The sequence below is a fragment of the Polaribacter sp. KT 15 genome (genome assembly GCF_900143115.1).
GTDB classification, from domain to species: domain Bacteria; phylum Bacteroidota; class Bacteroidia; order Flavobacteriales; family Flavobacteriaceae; genus Polaribacter; species Polaribacter marinaquae.
In genome coordinates this window covers 2,980,165-3,001,898 of sequence record NZ_LT670850.1, presented here as the reverse complement: position 1 = coordinate 3,001,898, position 21,734 = coordinate 2,980,165, and the positions used below count along the sequence as shown (strand labels likewise).

Here is a 21,734-nt window from a genome sequence, read left to right as displayed (position 1 = left end):
TAAATTTTTAACAATTTGTTAAATCAATTCTTTTTTTATCTAATTTTGTTTTAAGAAAATGGTCTATTTTAAAAAACCATTGCATTAAAAATGATACAAAACATAGAGAATATTGAGCTTCATTATTTAACATTAAATGACTACAAACAGTTAAAAGAAGCAATGATTGAAGCATATGCAAGTATGCCAGATTCTTATTGGAAAGAAGACCAAATTAAGGCTTTAATTGATAAATTTCCAGAAGGACAAGTAGTGATAAAAATTAACGGAGAATTAGCCGGTTGTGCTCTTTCGATAATTTTAGATTACGATAGTTTTGATGACCAACATACGTATAAAGAAATAACAGGCGCATTTACTTTTAATACGCATAATACAAACGGTGATGTTTTATACGGCATTGATGTTTTTATTAAATCTGAATATAGAGGTTTACGATTAGGTAGAAGGTTGTATGATTACAGAAAAGAATTAACAGAAAAACTAAACTTAAGAGGCATCGCTTTTGGCGGTAGAATTCCTAATTATCACAAGTTTTCAAATAAATTATCACCAAAAGAATACATAGAAAAAGTAAAAAGAAAAGAAATTCATGATCCAGTTTTAAATTTTCAAATTTCTAATGATTTTCATCCTTCAAAAATTTTAAAGGGATATTTAGAAGGTGATGAAAATTCTGGTGAGTTTGCTGTATTACTAGAATGGGATAACATTTATTATCAAAAAAAATCTAAAAGAGCAGCTAGTAATAAAAAAGTGGTTCGATTAGGATTAATACAATGGCAAATGCGCTTGTATAAAGATTTGGAAGAATTAATGCAACAAGCAGAATATTTTGTAGATGCCGTTTCTGCATACCGATCGGATTTTGCACTCTTTCCAGAGTTTTTTAATGCACCGTTAATGGCTGCTAATAATCATTTACCAGAATCGCAAGCCATAAGAGAATTGGCCAAATATACGCCAGAAATTGTTCAAAAATTCTCTGAATTAGCTATAACATACAACATCAATATCATTACCGGTAGTATGCCAGAAATTAAAAATGGCTTATTGTATAATGTAGGTTATCTATGTAAAAGAGATGGTACAACAGACCGTTACGAAAAACTACATGTTACACCAGATGAGGCAAAGGTTTGGGGAATGCAAGGTGGTAATGAATTAAAAACTTTTGATACCGATTGTGGTAAAATAGGTATTTTAATTTGTTACGATTCTGAGTTTCCAGAATTAAGTAGATTACTTGCAGATGAAGGTATGGATATTCTATTTATTCCTTTTTTAACCGACACACAAAATGGTTACTCTAGAGTTAGACATTGTGCGCAGGCTAGAGCTATAGAAAATGAATGTTATGTAGCCATTGCTGGTAGTGTTGGTAACTTACCAAAAGTAAATAATATGGATATACAATATGCCCAATCTATGGTTTTTACGCCTTGTGATTTTTCTTTTCCGGCTAACGGAATTAAAGCAGAAGCAACTACAAACACAGAGATGATTTTAATTGCTGATGTTGATTTAGATTTATTAAAAGATTTAAACAAATTTGGTTCTGTTAGAAACTTAAAAGACAGAAGAAAAGATATTTTTGAATTGAAAAAGAAGAAATAATTAGATAACAAATAAAAAGCTCCGAAAATTTCGGAGCTTTTTTACTTATTAAGAATCTAAATCATTAAATTGAAATTCGTCATCAAAAGAATCTTCATCTTCTGCATAATCTTCCATTGTTTGCTCTAATTTAGTACTAATCTTCACCAAATAAATGGTTTCCTCTGTCCTAACTTCAACAGCTTTTATATACTCTCCTTTTGCATTTTTAAAAGATAAAATATCCGAATAATCATATCCATCAGGATATTTTTCTATCAACAAATCTAAAATATCTGTTGTTAGTTTTGCATAATCTACAATTACTCTTTTCATAAATATAGTTTTTCTATTGGCTTAAAAGCAAAATTTAAGTGTTACATTTCTAGTAAATAAGCAAATATTAAAGGCGCAACAATAGTTGCATCACTTTCTATAATAAACTTAGGTGTATCTATATCTAATTTTCCCCAAGTGATTTTTTCATTAGGAACTGCTCCAGAATAGGATCCATAACTTGTTGTAGAATCAGAAATTTGACAAAAATAACTCCAAAATGGTGTATCAGTTCTTTCCATATCTTGATACAACATTGGTACAACACAAATAGGAAAATCACCAGCAATTCCACCTCCTATTTGAAAAAAACCAATTCCGTTTTTAGAATTCTCTGTATACCAATCGGCTAAAAAGGTCATATACTCTATTCCTGATTTTACTGTAGAAGCTTGTAATTCTCCTTTTAAAACATAAGATGCAAAAATGTTACCCATTGTAGAATCTTCCCAACCAGGCACAACAATTGGCAAGTTTTTTTCTGCCGCCGCATACATCCAAGAATCTTTTAAATCTATTTCATAATGCTCTTCTAGAACACCAGAAAGTAACAACTTGTACATATATTCATGCGGTAAATAACGTTCTCCGTTTGCCTCTGCATCTTTCCAAATTTTTACAATATGCTCTTGAATTCTTCTAAAAGCTTCTTCTTCTGGTATACAAGTATCTGTAACTCTATTTAAGCCTTTTTCTAATAAATCCCATTCGTCTTGCGGTGTTAAATCTCTATAATTCGGTACACGTTTATAGTGAGAATGTGCAACCAAATTCATAACATCTTCTTCTAAATTTGCGCCCGTGCAAGAGATAATATGAACTTTATCTTGACGAATCATTTCTGCAAAAATTTTACCCAATTCTGCCGTACTCATGGCACCAGCTAAAGAAACCAACATTTTGTTTCCTTTATTAAGTTGCGTTTCGTAACTTTTTGCAGCATCTACTAAAGCCGCTGCATTAAAGTGAAGAAAATACTTTTCTATAAATTCTGATATTGGTTTTTGATTAGTATTCATCTTCATCATTTTTAAATTTTGCCACTTTTTTAAACACATTTTCTTTTGTAAGATCTTCTCCTATATCATAAGAATCTTCATTTGATGAAAACTTATAACTTAACATTTTGTAAAATAATTTTGCTGCTAAAAAATCAGATGATTTTTCATTTTCATTTGGGCAAAGTTCAACCATATCAAAACCAACAACATTTTTTTGCTCGAACACTGTTTTTAAAAATTCTAACGTTTCATAATAAAACAATCCACCTGGTTCTGGTGTTCCTGTAGATGGCATAATCGACGGATCTAAAGCATCCAAATCAAACGTAATAAAAACATTTTTACCTAATTGGTCGATAACATCTTCCATCCAATCTTCATTTACAGCCATATCGTGTGCAAAGAATACCTTATCTAAATTCATATTTCTTTTTTCAGAAATATCCATACTTCTAATACCAACTTGTACCAAATTTGTATTTTGATTTGCCTCATAGACAGCACAAGCATGGTTACAAGAAGAACCTTCATACTCTTTTCTTAAATCTGCATGTGCATCAATATGCAGTACTGTTAAATCGCTAAAACACTCGTTAAAAGCTCTAATTGTTCCTATAGAAATAGAATGTTCTCCACCAAAAACGGTTACAAATTTATTTCTATTGATATATTTTTTTGTTATTTGATGTACTTCTTCTACCATGGCTTCTGGAGATGAATTTTCAGTAATAGCATCAGCTAAATAAACGCCTTCTTTGTAAACCTCTGTATCTGTTTCTATATCATACAGCTCCATGTTTTCTGATGCATTTAAAAATGCTTCCGGACCTTTGTCTGCACCTTTTTGCCATGTACTTGTGCCATCATAAGGAACAGGGATAATTACTATTTTTGAAGTTGACAGGTTTCCGAACTCCTGCGGAATTCCTGCGTATGTTTTATTTGTGTTCATTTTATTTGAGATACTTGTAATTGTATAATCAATTAATAATTAAATTTAAAATCTAATTGATTATTTTCTTTTTAATAACCTAATATTGATAATAATTCGTTGCTTTTTTGTTGTTCTTTAAAAACGTTAAAAGTTAATTCTCCGTTTTCATCTCTATCGATTAATAAGTGTTTTGGGTGCGGAATTAAACAATGTTGCAAACCACCAAAACCACCTATAGATTCTTGATATGCACCGGTGTTGAAAAAACCAATGTATAACGGATTATTCTTCTCATAAACAGGTAAATAAATTCCGTTTATATGTTGTTCAGAATTGTAATAATCATCACTGTCGCAAGTTAAACCGCCCAACAAAACTCTTTCGTACTGCTTGTTCCACTTATTAATTGGCAGCATAATAAAGCGTTTATTAATTGCCCAAGAATCTGGTAACGTTGTAATAAAAGACGAGTTTATCATGTTCCATCTTTCTCTATCGTTTTGTTTTTTCTGATATAAAATTTCATAAATAGCAGCACCAGATTCGCCAACAGTAAAGCTTCCAAATTCTGTAAAAATGTTTGGTACATCTACATCTGCTTCTTCGCAAGCCAATTTAATTTGATTGATAATTTCATCAATCATATATTGATAATCATATTCAAAACCCAAAGAGTTTTTAATAGGAAAACCACCACCAATATTTAAACTATCTAAAGACGGACAAACTTTTTTAAGGTTGATATAAACGTTTAAACACTTCATCAACTCGTTCCAATAATAAGCATTGTCTTTTATGCCTGTATTGATAAAAAAATGTAGCATTTTTAAATCTACTTGTGTATTATTAGCAATTTCTCTTTCATAAAAAGAAACAATATTTTTATAGCCAATACCTAATCTAGATGTGTAAAATTCGAATTTTGGTTCTTCTTCGGATGCAATTCTAATACCAACCTTAAAAGGTTTTTCTGTTTCTTTTTGCAACAACGGTAACTCCTCAAAATTATCAATAATAGGAATCACATTTTTATGATCAGAATTAATTAAATCACCAATATTTTTAATGTATTGATCCCTTTTAAATCCATTACATATTACAAATGTGTTGTCTTTAATTTTACCTTCTGCTTTTAATTTTTTTACAATATCGATATCAAAAGCAGATGAAGTTTCTATATGAATATCATTTTTTAAAGCTTCATTTAAAACATGCTTAAAATGAGAACTTTTGGTACAATAACTATAAAAATAGTTTGCTTTATAGTTATGCTTTTGCATACTATTTTCAAACCATTCTTTTGCTTTATTGATGTTTTCTGATATTTTTGGCAAGTAGGTAAACTTTAACGGTGCACCATATTTGGCAGTTAATTCCATTAAATTTATTCCGTGCCAGAATAATTTATTGTTTTCAGTTTTAAATTCTTCTTGAGGAAAATCGAACGTTTGTTCGATTAAATCTTTATATTTTGTGTTCACTTTTATTTTTAAATTAATTGTACGATAAACCTGTCTGAACTAAAACATTTTTAAGTTTTAGAATAGATATTATAACCTTTTAAAAAAGGGTTTATCACTGTAATATTTGCAAGTAAACTACATGCAACTTAGAAAAAAGCTGCAATTCTTGAAGAATTGAAAATGGAGATACCTTAATTTTTTCGTTGCATTTCCAAAATGCGATATAATTTTCATTCTCCGTTAGAAAATTATTTCCGAAATAAGAAAAACTAAACATTTTACTTAAATAAGTTAATCAAATGTATATTATTTTTCAATACAAAAAACAAAAGTGAAAAAAAATTTACTTTTATTTAATATGCAGTATTTCTTCCTTTAAACACTAAGGTTGTTCGACTTATTATTATCAAAAAAAATAATATTTAATGTAAAAAGTGTTTTTTAATTACTTTAAAAAAGTCTAAAACAAAAAAAAACTCTGAATTAACAGAGCTTTTTATATTTATTCTTCAATTGGCGGATGCCCATGAATTTTTTCGAAATCTTCGTCGAAATTTGCACGTAAATATGCATTTAATTTCTTTCGATAATCGTCTTTTAACCAAGTAACAAAATTGTGTGTACTTTTAGAAATACATTTAGCATATCTATTAATTCTATCATCAATTTCTTCGCCTATCATTTTTGCTAAAATTAAAGCATCAAAAACATCTTCACTATTTTCGATACACATTTTTGCATGATGCACTATCGATTTTTCTAATACTCGCTTTGAAGATTCACCTGCTTTAATTGTATCTATATATACTTTTTTCATATCGAAATAAGTATCTGTAGATTTTGCAAATTCTTTTTTAATATCTGCAGGTAGTTCATATTTAAAAGTACTTTCGATTTCTTCATCAGAAAGTATAGAATCTAAATAATAATCTGGTGCTCTAAACATTTTTTGCCAATCTAAATCTGCACCCCAAGGTCCAAATCTATGAAAGTTGTTACCTAAATCGATAACTTCAAAAGTTTTCTTGTCTCCTAAAATACGAGAACCACGACCAATCATTTGGTAATATAAAGTAAGCGATTTTGTTGCTCTATTTAAAATAATGGCTTCTATACTTGGCTCATCAAAACCTGTAGTTAAAATACTTACAGAAGTAATAATAGCGTTTGGTGTTTTATGAAACCACTTTAAAATAAGCTCTCTTTCTTTTTTAGTATTTGTATTATCTAAATGGGCAATTGGGTACCCAGCTTTTTTAAATGCATGAAATACTTGTATCGAAGTATTAATACCATTATTAAAAATAAGCGTTTTTTTACCTTTAGCTGTTTCTTCGTAAGCGCTTACTAGTTTAGTAAGCATGTCTGTATTCATATACAAATCTTCAGAAGATTTTACTGTATAATCTCCGTTAGCACCAACTTCTAAAGAAGTTAAACCTACATTGTAAGAATACATATTTGCTTGTGCTAAATAACCACTTTCTATTAAATGATGAATTGGTTCTCCTACAAAAAGCTCTTGGTAGTTCTCGTACATTGGTAATTTAATGTTAGAACTTAAAGGAGTAGCTGTTACACCTAAAATAAAAGAATCATTAAAAAACTTAAATATTTTAGTAAAAGAGTTATAATGTGCCTCATCTACAATAACCAAACCGATATCAGAAATATCTAACTTATCATCTGTAAGTCTATTCTTTAGCGTTTCTACCATGGCAACAAAACAATTAAAATCGTTTTGATCGTCTAATTTGGCTGTAGAATTAATAATTTTATTGTGCACACCAAACTCATTAAGCATTTTAGATGTTTGCTTGCTTAATTCTATTCTGTGTGTTAAAACTAATACTTTCTTCTGAAATTTTTCTATGTAACGTCGAACAATTTCAGAAAAAATAACAGTTTTACCACCTCCTGTAGGTAATTGATATAATAAATGATAATCTTTTGGTGCAGTTTCAAAACGATTAAAAATCTCTTGAAGCGCATCTTTTTGATATCCGTATAATTCTTTTCCTACCTTTACTTGTGAAGTGTTTGTTTCTGCCAAAAGTTTAAAAATTTTAAGCTACAAAAGTAAGACTTAAAATAGGTTTTTCCCAAATTTAAGCTATATAAATCTTGATAAGTTTGTTTGAGTGATATCATAATGCGATGCGTTATGCACAGAAACACCATTTTTTACCACAATTAGTTGTGGTGATTGGTGCATAATTTGAAACTTATACCCTACTTCATCAGAAATATTTCTATAATTTAATAAATCTAAATAATAAACTTTTAAATTTTGATGTTCTTCTAAAAAAAGGTTTTCAAACTGTTTTATTACCATACTACTAATTCCGCATCTAGTAGAATGTTTAAAAATTAAAACAGCCTCTGTTTCAGATTCTTTCTCTATAATTTCTAATTGATCTATACTATTTAAAGGAATCCAGTTTAAATATGACTTTTTTTCTGGTTTTGATTTTTTATCACTATTTCCTCCAAATACGTTGTTAAATATACCCATTTACTTGTTTTTTTTACTTTGTCGATACAAATATAAGAAACTTTCATCAGTCAAAAAGTCAGTTAAAACAAGTGATTTACAGACATTTTGACCTATTTAAAGTTAAATAATCTAATGGTATTAAAATTGCTCTAATCTTATCAAAAAAACAAAAGAATAGAAAATGAATTTTAATAACTATACAACAAAATCGCAAGAGACCATTCAAATGGCGCAGCAAATTGCGCAAGGTTTTGGTCATAATCAAATAGAAAATGAACACATATTTAAAGCATTAACACAAGTAGACGAAAATGTTTTGCCTTTTCTATTAAAGAAATTAAATATAAATACAGCAATTTTAGAGCAAGTAATAGATAAACAATTAGAAAGCTTGCCTAAAGTTTCTGGTGCAGAATTAATGCTTTCTAGAGAAGCTGGTAAAAGTTTAAACGAAGCATCAATTATTGCTAAAAACATGAAAGATGATTATGTTTCTATTGAGCATTTAATTTTAGCAATCTTTAAATCGAAAAGTAATATTGCGCAAGTTTTAAAAGACCAAGGTGTGAGTGAAAAAGATTTAAAAGCTGCTATTGACGAGTTAAGAAAAGGAGAAAGAGTTACTTCTCAATCACAAGAAGAAACGTATAACTCTTTAAATAAATTTGCTAAAAACTTAAATCAATTAGCGCAAGATGGCAAACTAGATCCGGTAATTGGTCGAGACGAAGAAATTAGACGTTTACTACAAATTTTATCTCGTAGAACAAAAAACAACCCAATTTTAGTTGGAGAACCAGGAACTGGTAAAACGGCTATTGCAGAAGGTTTAGCACATAGAATTGTAGATGGTGATGTACCAGAAAATCTAAAAGATAAATTAATTTTTTCTTTGGACATGGGCGCATTAATTGCTGGTGCAAAATATAAAGGTGAGTTTGAAGAACGCTTAAAAGCAGTTATCAAAGAAGTTACAACTTCTGATGGAGATATTGTACTTTTTATAGATGAGATTCATACATTAGTTGGCGCAGGTGGCGGACAAGGTGCTATGGATGCTGCTAATATTTTAAAACCTGCTTTGGCTCGTGGAGAACTGCGTGCAATTGGTGCAACTACGTTAGATGAATATCAAAAATACTTTGAAAAAGATAAAGCATTAGAAAGACGTTTTCAAAAAGTTCAAGTTGATGAACCAGACACAGAAAGTGCTATTTCTATTTTACGCGGAATTAAAGAAAAGTACGAAACTCACCATAAAGTTCGTATTAAAGATGAAGCCATTATTGGTGCTGTAGAATTATCTCAAAGATATATTACCAATAGGTTTTTACCTGATAAAGCCATAGATTTAATGGATGAAGCTGCATCTAAATTGCGTATGGAAATCAATTCTAAACCAGAAGAATTAGATGTTTTAGATAGAAAAGTAATGCAGTTAGAAATTGAAATCGAAGCCATTAAACGAGAAAAAGATGAAGTTAAATTAAAATCTTTACGTTCTGATTTGGCAAATCTAAAAGAAGAACGTAATGAAATTAATGCAAAATGGAAATCAGAAAAAGAGGTAGTCGATAATATTCAGAATGCAAAATTAGAAATAGAAAACTTTAAACTAGAGGCGGAAAAAGCAGAACGTGAAGGTAATTATGGCTTAGTTGCAGAGTTGCGTTATGGTAAAATTAAACAAGCTCAAGAAAATTTAGAGCTTTTACAAAAAACATTGCAAGAAAATCAAACTGAAAGTTCTTTGATTAAAGAAGAAGTTACTTTAGATGATATTGCAGAAGTTGTTGCAAAATGGACAGGTGTTCCGGTTACAAAAATGATTCAATCTGAAAGAGAAAAATTATTAAAACTAGAACAACAACTGCACAAAAGAGTTGTGGGTCAAGAAGAAGCAATTGTTGCAGTTTCTGATGCCGTTAGAAGATCTAGAGCAGGTTTGCAAAACCCAAACAAACCAATTGGTAGCTTTTTATTTTTAGGTACTACAGGTGTTGGTAAAACAGAATTAGCAAAAGCATTGGCAGAATATCTTTTTGATGATGAAAATGCCATGACTCGTATTGATATGAGTGAATATCAAGAAAAACATTCTGTTAGTAGATTGGTTGGTGCGCCTCCTGGTTATGTAGGTTATGATGAAGGTGGGCAACTTACAGAAGCAGTTAGAAGAAGACCTTATTCTGTGGTGCTTTTAGATGAAATAGAAAAGGCGCATCCAGATACTTTTAATATTTTATTACAAGTTTTAGACGAAGGTAGGTTAACTGACAATAAAGGACGTGTTGCAGATTTTAAAAACACCATAATTATTATGACATCTAATATGGGAAGTCATATTATTCAAGAAAAATTTAGCGACCCTAAAGCAGATTTAGAAGCTGTTACAGAATTGGCTAAAATTGAAGTTTTAGGCCTTTTAAAACAATCTGTTAGACCAGAATTTTTAAACAGAATTGATGATGTAATTATGTTTACACCACTTAAACAGTCTGACATTTTTGAGATTGTAAAACTTCAAATTGAAAGTTTAAAGAAAATGATTGGGAAACAAGAAATAACTTTAGACGCTACAGATGAAGCTATAAGTTATTTGGCTAAAAAAGGATATCAACCAGAATTTGGTGCAAGACCTGTAAAAAGAGTTATTCAAAAAGAAGTTTTAAACCAACTTTCTAAAGAAATTCTATCAGGAAAAATCACAACAGATAGTATTATTCTTTTAGATTCTTTTGATGACAAATTAGTGTTTAGAAATCAATCAGATTTGGTAGAAGAGTTATAGTTTAGTTAGGTTAATTAGTTAGTTAGTAGAAAGCGGTACTTTAATAAGTATCGCTTTTTTTTTATTTATATTCGTACATCAAAACAAATTATCATGAAAAAATATATTCTAGTATTTAGCTTAATTTTTAGTTTATTAGTTTCTTGTAACTCTCAAGAAACAACAACTTACTATTTAATTCGTCATGCAGAAAAAGACAGAACAGATAGTGGAAATAAAAATCCAGATTTAAATGAAAATGGTTTAAAAAGAGCTAAAAAATGGGCAGAATATTTTAAAAATATCGATTTAGATGCCGTGTATTCTACAAGTTACAATAGAACACAACAAACTGCAAAACCTACAGCTGATAGTAAAAATTTAAATATTACAAGTTACAATCCTGGTAAAATGTACGACTCTGTATTTAAAGCAAATACCAAAGGTAAAACAGTGTTAATTGTTGGTCATAGCAACACAACACCTGTATTTGCAAATAAAATATTGGGTAAAAAGATGTATGAAAACATGAGCGATAATGACAATGCCAGTTTATTAATTGTTACTATTTCAGGTGATGATAAAACTAGTAAAATTGAAAAAATTGATTAGCATAATATTTTCTAACACTAGAAAAGACTTGTAATTAGATATCTATCAAACTACAAGTCTTTTTCTTTTTTAAAGCTACTTAAGTAATTTAACTTCAATATTTTCTAAAATAATTTCTGATACTTTTTTAAGCTCATTTTTTTCAAAAGCTTTATCAATATCAATAAGAGAAATTTCTTTATACAACGGTTTGTAATTTTCGAAATCGACAAAACGAATTCCGTTTTTTATTGACTCTTCTTTTAAAGCTCTAAAACGTTTTCCACCACCGTTTGTGTGGTAAGAATACGCCAAATAATCAATTAAAAAATCTTCTTTACCAATCCAATAAATAAATACATCTTCAAAGTCTTCTCCTCCTCCATCTTTAGAAAAAGTAACTTCAATTTTATGATAATCTTTACCCTTAACTTTTGATGATGCCAACAATTTCTTATGAACAGCTTTGTCATTTAAACCAAATGGTAAAACAGAAAAATAATGTACAGAGTTTACCGCATTAGCAATAACATTTGCTATAGAATCGTTTGTTTTAACTAATTTACCATCAACAAAACGCTTGAATCCATTATTAGAAAGTACATCTTCTACAGTTTTATGATCAGAATTATTTGTAAATCGAAATAACTCAAAATTTCCATTTTTACGAACCGCAGCGTAATCAACATCTCTAAATTTAAACCCAATTTTAGAGTTTTTAATTTTATCTGCACCAGAAGAAACCATTGTTTTATCTATAATTTCTTGTGCATTCAACTCTTTCTTAGCAGGTTTACAAGAAATTGCAATCAGTAAAAAAAGTAATACTATTTTTTTCATTTTATAAGAATATTAGTTCTAGAATAGAATTCAAAATTACGTTTCTTTCCCGAATGTAAAAATGTATCTTTGTTAAAAATTTTTAAACATAAAATCAGTCTATGGCTGTACAGAAAAAAATAAACATACAGAATAAAAAAGCGAGATTCGAATTTGAAATTCTAGATAAATTTGTGGCCGGAATTCAATTAACCGGAACAGAAATTAAATCTATACGACTAAGTCAAGCAAGAATTACAGAGAGTTTTTGCGAGTTTAATGATCGCGGAGAATTGTTTATTGTAAATATGTACATACAAGAATACATGTTTGGGCATCATTTTAATCATAAGCCAAAAAGCGAACGTAGATTGTTATTAAACAAACGAGAATTACGAAGTTTAAAAAAAGATGTTGAAGCAAAAGGAAACACAATTGTACCTTTAAGATTATTTATTAATGATAGAGGATTTGCAAAACTAGAAATTGCCTTAGCCAAAGGAAAACAAATTCACGACAAAAGAAATACGCTAAAAGACAGAGATAATAAAAGAGATTTAGCTAGAATTAAAAAGAACTTCAACTAAAATGCCTGTTTTTTTAAAACTAATTCGTTATAAAAACCTCTTAATGGTTTTATTAACAATGGTTTTGACTAAATACGCATTATTAGAATCTCACTCTTCAAATACATTATTATCGCATTTCAATTTTATTATTTTAACGACCGCTGTACTTTTAATTACCGCAAGCGGATATATTATTAATGATATTTTTGATATTGAAACTGATAAAATAAACAAGCCATCAAAATTATTCTTAGATAAAAACTTTTCGATTAAAAAAGCTTGGTCTTTTTATATTTTACTTAACATCTTTGGTTTAGCTCTTGGTATTATTGTTTCCATCGCAACAAATACACCTTTAAACTCATTATATTTTATTGTAACTGCGATCATCCTGTTTTGCTATTCTAAAAGTTTTAAAAAAATCGCTTTAATTGGTAATCTTATTGTAAGTTTCTTATGTGCTCTAGTAATTTTTTTAGTTTCTGAATTCGAATTTAATGGCACAAGTTTAGAAACTAATTCAAAAATTTCTTCTGATTTAATAATTGCTATTTATTTATTCTTTTCTTTTACAATAACATTAATTAGAGAGATTATAAAAGATATTGAAGATGTAAACGGAGATTTAAAAATAAAAGCTAAAACATTGCCAATTCTTATAGGAAGAAAAAGATCTGCAAGAATTGCTTTTTTTATCAGTTCTATAATGTTAGTTTTTATACTGATTATCTTACAATCGATAAAAAACGAATCATTATTTTTTTGGTATATTTTATTTTTAATTTGCCTACCACTACTCTATTTATTAAATAAAATTTGGTTTGCAAGAACTAAAAAAAACTATAGTATTATTAGTAAATTACTAAAAATTATTATGTTTTTAGGAATTTTATCGATGCTTTTATTTAGGTTTTAGAAGTACCTGTAACATTTTTCACTTTTCTTTTTCTTGAAGTGATAAAGTAAACTCCAGATAACAAAACTACAGATGCAATTATAGATTGAATAGTTAATTCTTCATCTAAAAAATACCAACCTAAAACTAAAGCCACAATAGGATTCACGTATGCAGAAGTTGCTACTTTTTCTGTAGAAACTACTTTTAGTAAATAATTAAAAGCTGTAAAAGCAATAATACTTCCAAAAATTATCAGCATAATTAAAGAAAACTGAACTTCTATTGCCCAATTTAAAGGAGAAGACATTGTTTCATTAAAAGAAAAACTCATCAATAATAATAACAATCCTGCAAATAGCATTTGGTATCCTGTTGTTACAAAAAAGTTTTTGGGTAAATCTGCTTTAGAAACAAAAACACCACCATAAGCCCAACTTAACACACATGTAAGAATCATAAAGATCCCTAACAAACTACCTTCTGAAGTTGTAATTGATTTCTGACTAACCAAAAGATACATACCTACAATACCTAAACCAACACCAATAATCGATTGTCTTTGCATTGGTTTTCTATCGATCAATCTTAATAAAATTAGCACAAACAATGGTTGTGTAGCAGCCAATAATGCAGCAAAACCACTGTCTACATATTTTAAAGCCCAAACAAAAACGCCGTTACCATAAACTAAAAAAAAGAATCCAGAAACAGCACAGTTAATTAATTGCTTTTTAGAGATTTTTAAGTTTAACTTCATAATTTTAGAAATTATAAGTATTAAAACTGCAGAAATTAAAAACCTTACAGATGCCATAAAAAAAGCTGGTAAAGCAGTTACAGCAATTTTATTAAACAAATATGTAGACCCCCAAACAACGTAAATTGTAAAAAAAGCGAGAACTATTAATATTTTAGAATTTTTTAAAAACATCTATTTAAATTTAAAAGCTAAAATACTACTATTAAAAATAAACAATGCATAAATTTTCGTCAGTTCTTATACTGATAAATAAAATATAAGTTTTATCTTCTTATAAATATATTTTAAACCTATTTTTAAGAAATTTTAGAAATAGTATATTTAATTTTATATATTTATTTGAATAAATGAAAGGAGAAATTTTTGATAAACAACGTGTAATAAGTTTTAGTGATGCTGTCTTTTCTATTGCAATTACTCTTTTAGTCTTAGACATTGTAGCACCAACTTATAAAGAGTTAAAAGCAGCAGATACTTTACAAATTCTACAAAATAGAATTCCAAGTATTATTGGTCTAATAGTTAGTTTTATTGTGATAGCTTTATATTGGGTAGCACATATGAGAATTATGAAATATGTTTCTACAATAAATAAAAAGGTATTACGATACAATATTTTCCTTTTATTTTTTATAGTTCTTCTCCCTTTTTCAACTGCGTTTTATGTTAGAGGCTTTATGTTAAAAGGCCCATTTGCTTTTTACTGCTTTAACTTATCTGCAATTGGCTTTTTTAATTATTTGCTTAACATTTACATTCCTAAAAAAGAAAAAGGTTTAACTGGCATAACCCCCGTTTTAGCCAAATATTTTAAATACCGAGCTTTAATTGCATTTATTATTTGGGTTTTGGCGGGTATTTTTGCTTTTTTACTTCCAATGTTTGCTAGGTTGTTATTCTTATTTATTTTTATATTAGAAGCTATCTTAGTTAAGATTTACAAAAAAAAACTAATTAGTGAAAAAACTATTGTATAGAAAATATCCTTTTGATCCATCAATAAAAAACCATTGTATTGTTGCTTTTGGTTTGGCTATTTGGGTGTTTATATTCTTGTTTTATACAGAACCTTTTGACGTTAATCAATTTAAAGATAATGAAATGCCACTTTACATGTCTTTATATGGATTGTTGGTAGGAACTTGTTATTTGGTATTTATACCAATACAAGAGATTTTATTTAAAAAGTATAAAGAAAATTGGTATGTTATCTCAGAAATATTTTTTCTATTAATTTATGTTATAATAAGTATTATAGCTGCAAGGTTATTTTATTTATATGCAGTAGTACCCGGAGAACCATACCCATATACCTTGGGTTATCATTTAAAAGCAATTTTAATACCTGCTTTTTTAACAATTTTACCAATTGTTATTTTTGGAAGATTTGCTTTTGGAAAATATAAAAATAAAAAAACTGAAGCAAAAAAAATTGAAATAAAAGGCGAAGGTAATTACGAAGGTTTGCGTTTACTTTTTAATGATGTAATTTGTATACAATCATCAGACAATTATATAGAAGTTTTTTACTTAAACGGTTCTATTTTAAAGAAGACTTTAATTAGAAATAAACTTTCTGTGATTGCAAATGAGTTTCCAGAATTATTAAGAACTCATCGTTCTTATTTGATAAATCCTTATCACTTTTTACAATGGAAAACAGAAAAAAGCAAACTATTTATTCTCTTATTTCACCACATAGAAGTACCCGTTTCTAAAACGTATCAAAATAATGTAAAAAGCATTTTAAATTCTACCACAGAATAGCTGTATTTCGCCCCAAACACTTATAAATATTGAGTTTATTATTGATTAGTTTCTAGTTTTGTATCAGAAAGTTTAATCAATTAAAACCTCATTATGAAAACTCAAATTACATTTCTTATCGTATTTATTTTATCAATTTCTAATTTATCAAGTCAAGAAAATCAACAAGAAATTTTAATTATTGGTACAATGCACACAGTACCTAAAATTGTAAAAAACAGCTACAAACCTATGTTACGATTTGCAAAAAAATACAAACCAGAAGCAATCTATGTAGAATCGCCAATGGCCAATGATTCTATTTCTTGGGAATATTTAAAAAAAGGTTGGTCTAAAGGATATCAAAAATTTTACAAATTATCAGATTCTTTACAAAAGACTTTTAATTATAACGACGGAAAATTTAACGCTACTATTCGAAAAGATTTTTCAAGTATGAGTGATGATGATTTAGATTACCTTATTAAATCATTTATTTACAAAAGAGATAATGGAAACTATGAATTATACACCTATTTAAAAAAATATGGTGTAAATGGATCTAAAAACCCAACAAGACATGAAGACGGAGATTTGACATATAAATTAGCATTAGCTATGAATCATAAAAAAGTGATTAATATGGATGATCAACAAACCAATAAAGAATACCATTTAGCTTGGAATAAGTGTAGTAAAGAAGGTGCTAAAAATGGCAATAACACAGCAAATTCTAAATTGTATAAAAAAAGTTATAATAGCGCTATTTTACCTGCTGTTTTTAGAAAATTGGGCAAACATACAAATAAAAGAAAATCATTGCAACAATTGCATGATATGGCTTCATTTTCTTATGTGATTAAAGACACTGAAGGCTGTAAAGAAGGAAGGAAATATTTTGACGAAAGAAATATGAGAATGGCTAAAAACATTGCTGAACAAATTTTAGTTTCTAAAAAAACAAAAAATATTATTATTGTTGGTGCAGCACATGTAATTGGTTTAGAAAAAGAGTTTAAAAAAAACTATCCTAACCTTAAAGTAATTCTAATGAATGAGTATTAAACTTTCTATTTTTACTTTTAATTAGAAAACGCTCACAATATTTTGTGAGCGTTTATTTTTTAAACCTCATAAGCTTAAACTTATGAGGTTTTGGTGTACAAACCATTATCAAACTAACTATTTTCTTCTTCAGTTTTAGTTTTGATAAAATCAAGATCTCTAGTATTTTTTTGAACAGTAATTGCACCAAATAAACTTAATAAGTATGATATGGCGTAGAATCCTTTTTCACTTAAAAGCAAATCTGCATTTCTCAATCCAACTATTAATAATAATAACGATGCAATTACAATAACCCAACTAATTCCATAATAAATTTCACTGACTTTTATGTCTTCAGCTTTATCTCTTACTGCTTTTTGTAGAGAAATTACGGCATAAATCCCCATTAAAAGAATAGCAAAATAATATCCTTTTTCATTCAATTCCATTGTTGCATTCCAGAGCCCAATACAATAAGAAAGTAATCCAATAATTACAACTCCCCAAGTTGCACCTACATAAGCCGCTGTTGGTTTTTGGTTCAATTCATTTTTTAATTTGTTCTTTGTTCTTTTGTTCTTAGTCTCTTCTTTTGATGAAACTGTTGTTTGATAATTCATAATATTTAGTTTAATAATTATGATACAAATTTGCGACAGTTTTGAAGTTCTTAGAATTTAATTTCAACTAATTACTGACGATTAAAAATAACCAATAACACAAGTAAAACAATAATAAATTATATTTACATATATTTTACTGACGATATAATGATAAATTTAAAAGAAATATTAGAAACTTTCACGAAAGAAAATCAGCAAGAGTTTATTTTATACTTAGAAAAAAAGAACAAAAGGAAAGATGCAAAAAACATTCAGTTAGTTCGTCTTTTATTGTCAGACAACTTTTCTTCTACAGAGATTTCTCAGAAATTATATGGCAAACAAAATAAAGTAGCATTACATGCTTTAAGAAAAAGGTTATTTAAGTCTTTGATTGATTTTACAGCAAATCTAAGTATGAGAGAAGAAAATTCAATTGACATACAATTGATTAAATACATTCTTTCTGCAAGAAATTTTCTTAAAAAAGGACAAATTAAAATTGGATATCAAATTTTAGACAAAACTGAAAATATTGCTAATGAACATCAACTTTATACAATTTTAAACGAGATTTATCACACTAAAATTGAATATGCTCATTTAAATAAAACTTTAAATTTTAATAATCTTATTTCCACTTTTAATGACAATCAAAAACAGTTAATTATAGAAGACAATATTAATATTGCCTGTGCTAAAATTAGAATTTCATTAGCCGAATATCAACAAAAAAAATCAAAAGAAGATATCAAAACACTGATTGAAAATGTTTTGAAAGAGCAAAATATTATCATTTCAGATTCCTTATCATTCAAATCTTTATATCAAATAATTCAAATTACTAGCATTTCTTCAGCGCAAAAATTTGATTACTGGAATATTGAAAAATTTCTGGTAGACACTTATGCTATTATTAAGCATCATACATCTAAAGACAAACAACTTTACTATCATATAGAAGTGTTATACCTTATTGCAAATGTTCTTTTTAGAAGCAAAAAATTTACAGAATCTAAGAAGTATTTAGCGTTAATGTATTTTTATATGAATGAAAAAAAGCAAAAATATTATTCTGATTTTGCTCCAAATTATCATTTATTATTGAGTTTAAATTACAACTATCATAATCAACAAGAAAAAGCTATAGAGCTTTTAGAACCTTATCTTACAAAGAAAAACGTAGATCTTGTTTCTCAATTAGACATTTTACTTTCACTTATTGTTTATTATTATCAAAACGAGTCTTTAGAAAAAGCTAAAAATTTGTTGGCTACTTTTTATCATACTGACAATTGGTATATAGACAAAGCAGGAATTGTCTGGACCATTAAAAAAAATCTTATAGAAATTTTACTTCATATTGATTTAGGAAATATTGATTTGGTAGATTCTAGACTTATAAGTTTTAAAAGAAATTATTTTAAACATTTATCTGAAATAAACCAAGAAAGAGTAATCTCTTATTTAAAATTGATTGAAATCTATTATAAAAAACCAGAAATAGCTACGACTATTGAATTCTACAATAGAGTAGAAAAATCATTTAATTGGATAAATAGAAATAATGAAGATATTTTCTTAATGAGTTTTTACGCTTGGTTAAAAGCAAAAATGACTAAACAGAATATTTATTTTGTTACTTTAAACTTGATAAATAATTAACTTTTTTGCATATAAAATGTAAATACATGCTCTTGGCATAATAGTTGGTTAAAAGCTATTTAAAATCAACAATCATGAAAAAAATCTATGTATTCCTTTCTATTTTCACCACATTATTATTGTTTAATTGCAGTAAAGAGAACAACGAAATAGATTTTAAATATACAGTAGCAGATTTAAAAAAAATAAATGATGATTCTTCTAAAACCTGGACAGTAAATCAATTTTATTTAAATTTTGCAAATGATGTATTAAGTCAGTTTAATGATTGTTATGTAGATGATACTTTTACTTTTTATCATAATAAAGAGCAAGTTGAAGCCACATTAGGCAACACATCTTGTTTCTATCAAAATCCAACAGAACAATACGCTACATTCACTTTAAATTTTTACGAAGAAACGGGCAAAATATTTCTAAACGTTTCTCGTGGAGAAAGTTTAGAGAATAATTTTAAAACCCGTTTATTTATATTACAGTTAAAAGAATTATCAGAAACAAAAATGATTTTTGCTACAGGTGATGCGCCTAATAATTATGGAAAAACAATTGTTTTTACCGCTAATTAACAAAGTTTATTTCTGCCTTTTTATCAACTCTGCTTCGATATCTTTCAAGGTAAATCCTTTGGCTTGTAACAACATTAAATAATGAAACATTAAATCTGCAGATTCATACAAAAACAAGTCGTCATTGTTATCCATTGCTTCAATAACAGTTTCTACTGCCTCCTCACCTACTTTTTGGGCAACTTTATTAATTCCTTTAGAAAACAAACTGGCAACATAAGATTTCTTTGTGTCTTTATTTGCAACTCTTTCTGTAATTACATCTTCTAAAGTAGAAAAGAAACCATAATTTGGTGTATTTTCTTCTTTCCAACAAGTATCTGTTCCTGTATGGCAAGTTGGTCCATTTGGGTTTACTTGAATAAGAAGTGTATCATTATCGCAATCTAGCTTTATATCAACTAGATTTAAAGTATTCCCGCTCTCTTCACCTTTAGTCCACAAACGATTTTTAGTTCTAGAAAAGAAAGTGACTAACTTTGTTTCTTTTGTTTTGTTAAACGCCTCTTCATTCATATATCCCAACATCAAAACATTTTTTGTTGTTGCATCCTGAATAATAGCTGGCACTAATCCATCATTATTTTTATTGAAATCTATATTCATTATCTTAATTTTAATTCCATTTTTATATCCGCAGTTACAAAATGTGTATCCTTAATTTCTACATGCTTAAAGCCTAATTTTTCATATAAACTTAAGGCTTTTTCTAATTTTGTACTAGATTCTAAAACAATTGTTTCAACATTATTTTGTTTACATAAATCAATACAAATTTGCATTAATTTATAACCTATTCCTAAACCTTTATAACCATCAATAACAGCAAATTTTAAAATTTCGCTACTGTTTTTATTTAAAGGATTTAAACATATAGTTCCAACAATTTCATTATTTATTCTAGCTAAAAATATATGTGCACCATTCTTTATAAATAAACTAGGATTATCTAATAACAGATCATCTGCTTTTTCATAAAGATCAAATTTCTTTAACCAATGTAAATTTATACTTTTAAACTCTTTTTGATATTGATCTTGATATTTTATAAACTCTAAATCTTTCATATTGGTAAAATTTAGAACTTAAATTCTTACTGGTATATTTTGTTTTTTTAAAGCATCTTTTAATTCTAAAATTGGTATTTCACCAAAATGAAAAACACTTGCTGCAAGTGCTGCATCAGATTTTCCTTTAGTAAAAGTATCTGCAAAATGCTCGATAGAACCAGCGCCACCAGAAGCAATAATTGGTATGTTTAGTGTTTCTGATAAATAAGCCAATGCTTCATTTGCAAAACCTGCTTTTGTGCCATCATGGTCCATAGAGGTAAATAATATTTCTCCAGCACCACGTTTTTCTACTTCTTTTGCCCAATCAAATAGTTTGATATCTGTTGGTATTGTTCCGCCTGCCAAGTGCACAAACCATTCGCCATTAATTTGTTTCGCATCAATAGCAACAACAACACATTGGCTGCCAAATTTATCTGCTAATTCGTTAATTAAATCGGGTCTTTTTACTGCAGAAGAATTTATAGAAACTTTATCTGCGCCACATTGTAATAATTTATCTACATGCTCTACAGAAGAAATTCCGCCACCAACTGTAAACGGAATGTTTACTTGTTCGGCTACTTTTAAAACCATATCTAAAGTGGTTCCTCTATTTTCTAACGTTGCAGCAATATCTAAAAAAACCAATTCGTCTGCACCTAATTCTGCATATTGTTTTGCTAAAACCACCGGATCTCCTGCATCTATTAAATTAACGAAATTTACACCTTTTACAGTTCTTCCGTTTTTAATATCTAAACAAGGCACTATTCTTTTTGTTAACATTATTTATAGCTTTTGGTTCTTGGCTTTTGG

At 28.1% G+C, this 21,734-nt stretch carries 22 protein-coding genes; 10 read left to right on the top strand and 12 right to left on the bottom strand.

Going from position 1 to position 21,734, the window contains the following annotated elements; genetic code table 11:
• Positions 1–90: 90 nt before the first annotated feature.
• The gene (locus tag B5464_RS13270) at positions 91–1,617 is read left to right on the top strand and encodes a carbon-nitrogen hydrolase family protein (RefSeq protein ID WP_079738770.1); all 1,527 of its coding nucleotides are present in this window, start codon (positions 91–93) and stop codon (positions 1,615–1,617) included.
• Positions 1,618–1,665: 48 nt separating this feature from the next.
• Here the strand turns inward: B5464_RS13270 and B5464_RS13265 are convergent, their stop codons facing one another.
• The 6 genes from B5464_RS13265 to ytxJ all read right to left on the bottom strand — a co-directional run bounded on the left by B5464_RS13265 (position 1,666) and on the right by ytxJ (position 7,845).
• Complete coding sequence (locus B5464_RS13265) at positions 1,666–1,932, bottom strand: hypothetical protein (protein WP_077809204.1); 267 nt, start codon at positions 1,930–1,932, stop codon at positions 1,666–1,668.
• 41 nt (positions 1,933–1,973) lie between these two features.
• Positions 1,974–2,951: a deoxyhypusine synthase family protein gene (locus tag B5464_RS13260; protein WP_077811337.1), complete on the bottom strand. Its 978-nt coding sequence runs from the start codon at positions 2,949–2,951 to the stop codon at positions 1,974–1,976.
• A complete protein-coding gene (gene speB, locus B5464_RS13255; RefSeq protein ID WP_079738769.1) occupies positions 2,941–3,885 on the bottom strand; it encodes an agmatinase in 945 nt (314 codons plus the stop codon). The genes B5464_RS13260 and speB overlap by 11 nt, the downstream gene beginning before the upstream one ends.
• A 71-nt stretch (positions 3,886–3,956) precedes the next feature.
• Positions 3,957–5,348: an arginine decarboxylase gene (locus tag B5464_RS13250; protein ID WP_079738768.1), complete on the bottom strand. Its 1,392-nt coding sequence runs from the start codon at positions 5,346–5,348 to the stop codon at positions 3,957–3,959.
• Between the two features lie 484 nt (positions 5,349–5,832).
• The gene (locus tag B5464_RS13245; protein WP_079738767.1) at positions 5,833–7,383 is read right to left on the bottom strand and encodes a DEAD/DEAH box helicase; all 1,551 of its coding nucleotides are present in this window, start codon (positions 7,381–7,383) and stop codon (positions 5,833–5,835) included.
• Between the two features lie 60 nt (positions 7,384–7,443).
• Positions 7,444–7,845: a bacillithiol system redox-active protein YtxJ gene (ytxJ, locus tag B5464_RS13240; RefSeq protein WP_079738766.1), complete on the bottom strand. Its 402-nt coding sequence runs from the start codon at positions 7,843–7,845 to the stop codon at positions 7,444–7,446.
• Between the two features lie 163 nt (positions 7,846–8,008).
• On the opposite strand from ytxJ, the gene clpB reads away from it, so the two are divergent.
• Together clpB and B5464_RS13230 are read left to right on the top strand one after the other, a co-directional pair.
• Entirely contained in the window at positions 8,009–10,618 is a 2,610-nt protein-coding gene (gene clpB, locus B5464_RS13235; RefSeq protein WP_079738765.1) for an ATP-dependent chaperone ClpB, read from the top strand.
• 93 nt (positions 10,619–10,711) lie between these two features.
• Positions 10,712–11,209: a histidine phosphatase family protein gene (locus tag B5464_RS13230; RefSeq protein WP_079738764.1), complete on the top strand. Its 498-nt coding sequence runs from the start codon at positions 10,712–10,714 to the stop codon at positions 11,207–11,209.
• A gap of 75 nt (positions 11,210–11,284) precedes the next feature.
• Here the strand turns inward: B5464_RS13230 and B5464_RS13225 are convergent, their stop codons facing one another.
• Complete coding sequence (locus B5464_RS13225; RefSeq protein ID WP_079738763.1) at positions 11,285–12,028, bottom strand: DUF6503 family protein; 744 nt, start codon at positions 12,026–12,028, stop codon at positions 11,285–11,287.
• 101 nt (positions 12,029–12,129) lie between these two features.
• Between B5464_RS13225 and smpB the strand changes: the two genes are divergently transcribed.
• Both smpB and B5464_RS13215 read left to right on the top strand, forming a co-directional pair.
• Positions 12,130–12,594, top strand: coding sequence for an SsrA-binding protein SmpB (smpB, locus tag B5464_RS13220; RefSeq protein WP_077809196.1), 465 nt, complete (start codon positions 12,130–12,132; stop codon positions 12,592–12,594).
• A gap of 1 nt (position 12,595) precedes the next feature.
• The gene (locus B5464_RS13215; protein WP_079738762.1) at positions 12,596–13,492 is read left to right on the top strand and encodes a geranylgeranylglycerol-phosphate geranylgeranyltransferase; all 897 of its coding nucleotides are present in this window, start codon (positions 12,596–12,598) and stop codon (positions 13,490–13,492) included.
• On the opposite strand, the gene B5464_RS13210 is transcribed toward B5464_RS13215, so the two are convergent.
• On the bottom strand, positions 13,482–14,405 hold the full coding sequence (locus B5464_RS13210; protein ID WP_079738761.1) for an EamA family transporter: 924 nt from the start codon (positions 14,403–14,405) through the stop codon (positions 13,482–13,484). The genes B5464_RS13215 and B5464_RS13210 overlap by 11 nt on opposite strands.
• Before the next feature lie 176 nt (positions 14,406–14,581).
• Here B5464_RS13210 and B5464_RS13205 point away from each other — a divergent pair, with 176 nt between their 5' ends.
• The 3 genes from B5464_RS13205 (at position 14,582) to B5464_RS13195 (ending at position 17,045) form a co-directional block, all read left to right on the top strand.
• Positions 14,582–15,211: a TMEM175 family protein gene (locus tag B5464_RS13205; protein WP_077809193.1), complete on the top strand. Its 630-nt coding sequence runs from the start codon at positions 14,582–14,584 to the stop codon at positions 15,209–15,211.
• A complete protein-coding gene (locus tag B5464_RS13200; protein ID WP_079738760.1) occupies positions 15,192–16,001 on the top strand; it encodes a LytTR family DNA-binding domain-containing protein in 810 nt (269 codons plus the stop codon). The genes B5464_RS13205 and B5464_RS13200 overlap by 20 nt, the downstream gene beginning before the upstream one ends.
• A 93-nt stretch (positions 16,002–16,094) precedes the next feature.
• Positions 16,095–17,045: a DUF5694 domain-containing protein gene (locus tag B5464_RS13195; protein ID WP_079738759.1), complete on the top strand. Its 951-nt coding sequence runs from the start codon at positions 16,095–16,097 to the stop codon at positions 17,043–17,045.
• 113 nt (positions 17,046–17,158) lie between these two features.
• Here B5464_RS13195 and yiaA read toward each other — a convergent pair whose 3' ends face one another.
• A complete protein-coding gene (yiaA, locus tag B5464_RS13190; RefSeq protein WP_079738758.1) occupies positions 17,159–17,647 on the bottom strand; it encodes an inner membrane protein YiaA in 489 nt (162 codons plus the stop codon).
• 150 nt (positions 17,648–17,797) lie between these two features.
• Between yiaA and B5464_RS13185 the strand changes: the two genes are divergently transcribed.
• Both B5464_RS13185 and B5464_RS13180 read left to right on the top strand, forming a co-directional pair.
• The gene (locus tag B5464_RS13185) at positions 17,798–19,294 is read left to right on the top strand and encodes a hypothetical protein (protein WP_079738757.1); all 1,497 of its coding nucleotides are present in this window, start codon (positions 17,798–17,800) and stop codon (positions 19,292–19,294) included.
• A gap of 74 nt (positions 19,295–19,368) precedes the next feature.
• Complete coding sequence (locus B5464_RS13180) at positions 19,369–19,863, top strand: hypothetical protein (protein ID WP_154066977.1); 495 nt, start codon at positions 19,369–19,371, stop codon at positions 19,861–19,863.
• 6 nt (positions 19,864–19,869) lie between these two features.
• On the opposite strand, the gene hisIE is transcribed toward B5464_RS13180, so the two are convergent.
• The 3 genes from hisIE to hisF are packed head-to-tail and all read right to left on the bottom strand — an operon-like array spanning position 19,870 to position 21,704.
• Entirely contained in the window at positions 19,870–20,469 is a 600-nt protein-coding gene (gene hisIE, locus B5464_RS13175) for a bifunctional phosphoribosyl-AMP cyclohydrolase/phosphoribosyl-ATP diphosphatase HisIE (protein ID WP_079738755.1), read from the bottom strand.
• Complete coding sequence (locus tag B5464_RS13170) at positions 20,469–20,930, bottom strand: GNAT family N-acetyltransferase (protein ID WP_079738754.1); 462 nt, start codon at positions 20,928–20,930, stop codon at positions 20,469–20,471. The genes hisIE and B5464_RS13170 overlap by 1 nt, the downstream gene beginning before the upstream one ends.
• A gap of 18 nt (positions 20,931–20,948) precedes the next feature.
• A complete protein-coding gene (gene hisF / locus B5464_RS13165) occupies positions 20,949–21,704 on the bottom strand; it encodes an imidazole glycerol phosphate synthase subunit HisF (protein WP_079738753.1) in 756 nt (251 codons plus the stop codon).
• Positions 21,705–21,734 lie beyond the last annotated feature (30 nt).

What these genes read in the sequence shown, in the direction of transcription:
- hisF (WP_079738753.1), bottom strand. Translation starts at nt 21,704, where the DNA reads ATGTTAACAAAAAGAATAGTGCCTTGTTTAGATATTAAAAACGGAAGA.
- speB (WP_079738769.1), bottom strand. Translation starts at nt 3,885, where the DNA reads ATGAACACAAATAAAACATACGCAGGAATTCCGCAGGAGTTCGGAAAC.
- B5464_RS13205 (WP_077809193.1), top strand. Translation starts at nt 14,582, where the DNA reads ATGAAAGGAGAAATTTTTGATAAACAACGTGTAATAAGTTTTAGTGAT.
- B5464_RS13195 (WP_079738759.1), top strand. Translation starts at nt 16,095, where the DNA reads ATGAAAACTCAAATTACATTTCTTATCGTATTTATTTTATCAATTTCT.
- clpB (WP_079738765.1), top strand. Translation starts at nt 8,009, where the DNA reads ATGAATTTTAATAACTATACAACAAAATCGCAAGAGACCATTCAAATG.
- B5464_RS13260 (WP_077811337.1), bottom strand. Translation starts at nt 2,951, where the DNA reads ATGAATACTAATCAAAAACCAATATCAGAATTTATAGAAAAGTATTTT.
- B5464_RS13185 (WP_079738757.1), top strand. Translation starts at nt 17,798, where the DNA reads ATGATAAATTTAAAAGAAATATTAGAAACTTTCACGAAAGAAAATCAG.
- hisIE (WP_079738755.1), bottom strand. Translation starts at nt 20,469, where the DNA reads ATGAATATAGATTTCAATAAAAATAATGATGGATTAGTGCCAGCTATT.
- B5464_RS13180 (WP_154066977.1), top strand. Translation starts at nt 19,369, where the DNA reads ATGAAAAAAATCTATGTATTCCTTTCTATTTTCACCACATTATTATTG.
- B5464_RS13265 (WP_077809204.1), bottom strand. Translation starts at nt 1,932, where the DNA reads ATGAAAAGAGTAATTGTAGATTATGCAAAACTAACAACAGATATTTTA.
- B5464_RS13215 (WP_079738762.1), top strand. Translation starts at nt 12,596, where the DNA reads ATGCCTGTTTTTTTAAAACTAATTCGTTATAAAAACCTCTTAATGGTT.
- B5464_RS13225 (WP_079738763.1), bottom strand. Translation starts at nt 12,028, where the DNA reads ATGAAAAAAATAGTATTACTTTTTTTACTGATTGCAATTTCTTGTAAA.
- B5464_RS13170 (WP_079738754.1), bottom strand. Translation starts at nt 20,930, where the DNA reads ATGAAAGATTTAGAGTTTATAAAATATCAAGATCAATATCAAAAAGAG.
- B5464_RS13230 (WP_079738764.1), top strand. Translation starts at nt 10,712, where the DNA reads ATGAAAAAATATATTCTAGTATTTAGCTTAATTTTTAGTTTATTAGTT.
- ytxJ (WP_079738766.1), bottom strand. Translation starts at nt 7,845, where the DNA reads ATGGGTATATTTAACAACGTATTTGGAGGAAATAGTGATAAAAAATCA.
- yiaA (WP_079738758.1), bottom strand. Translation starts at nt 17,647, where the DNA reads ATGAATTATCAAACAACAGTTTCATCAAAAGAAGAGACTAAGAACAAA.
- B5464_RS13210 (WP_079738761.1), bottom strand. Translation starts at nt 14,405, where the DNA reads ATGTTTTTAAAAAATTCTAAAATATTAATAGTTCTCGCTTTTTTTACA.
- B5464_RS13270 (WP_079738770.1), top strand. Translation starts at nt 91, where the DNA reads ATGATACAAAACATAGAGAATATTGAGCTTCATTATTTAACATTAAAT.
- smpB (WP_077809196.1), top strand. Translation starts at nt 12,130, where the DNA reads ATGGCTGTACAGAAAAAAATAAACATACAGAATAAAAAAGCGAGATTC.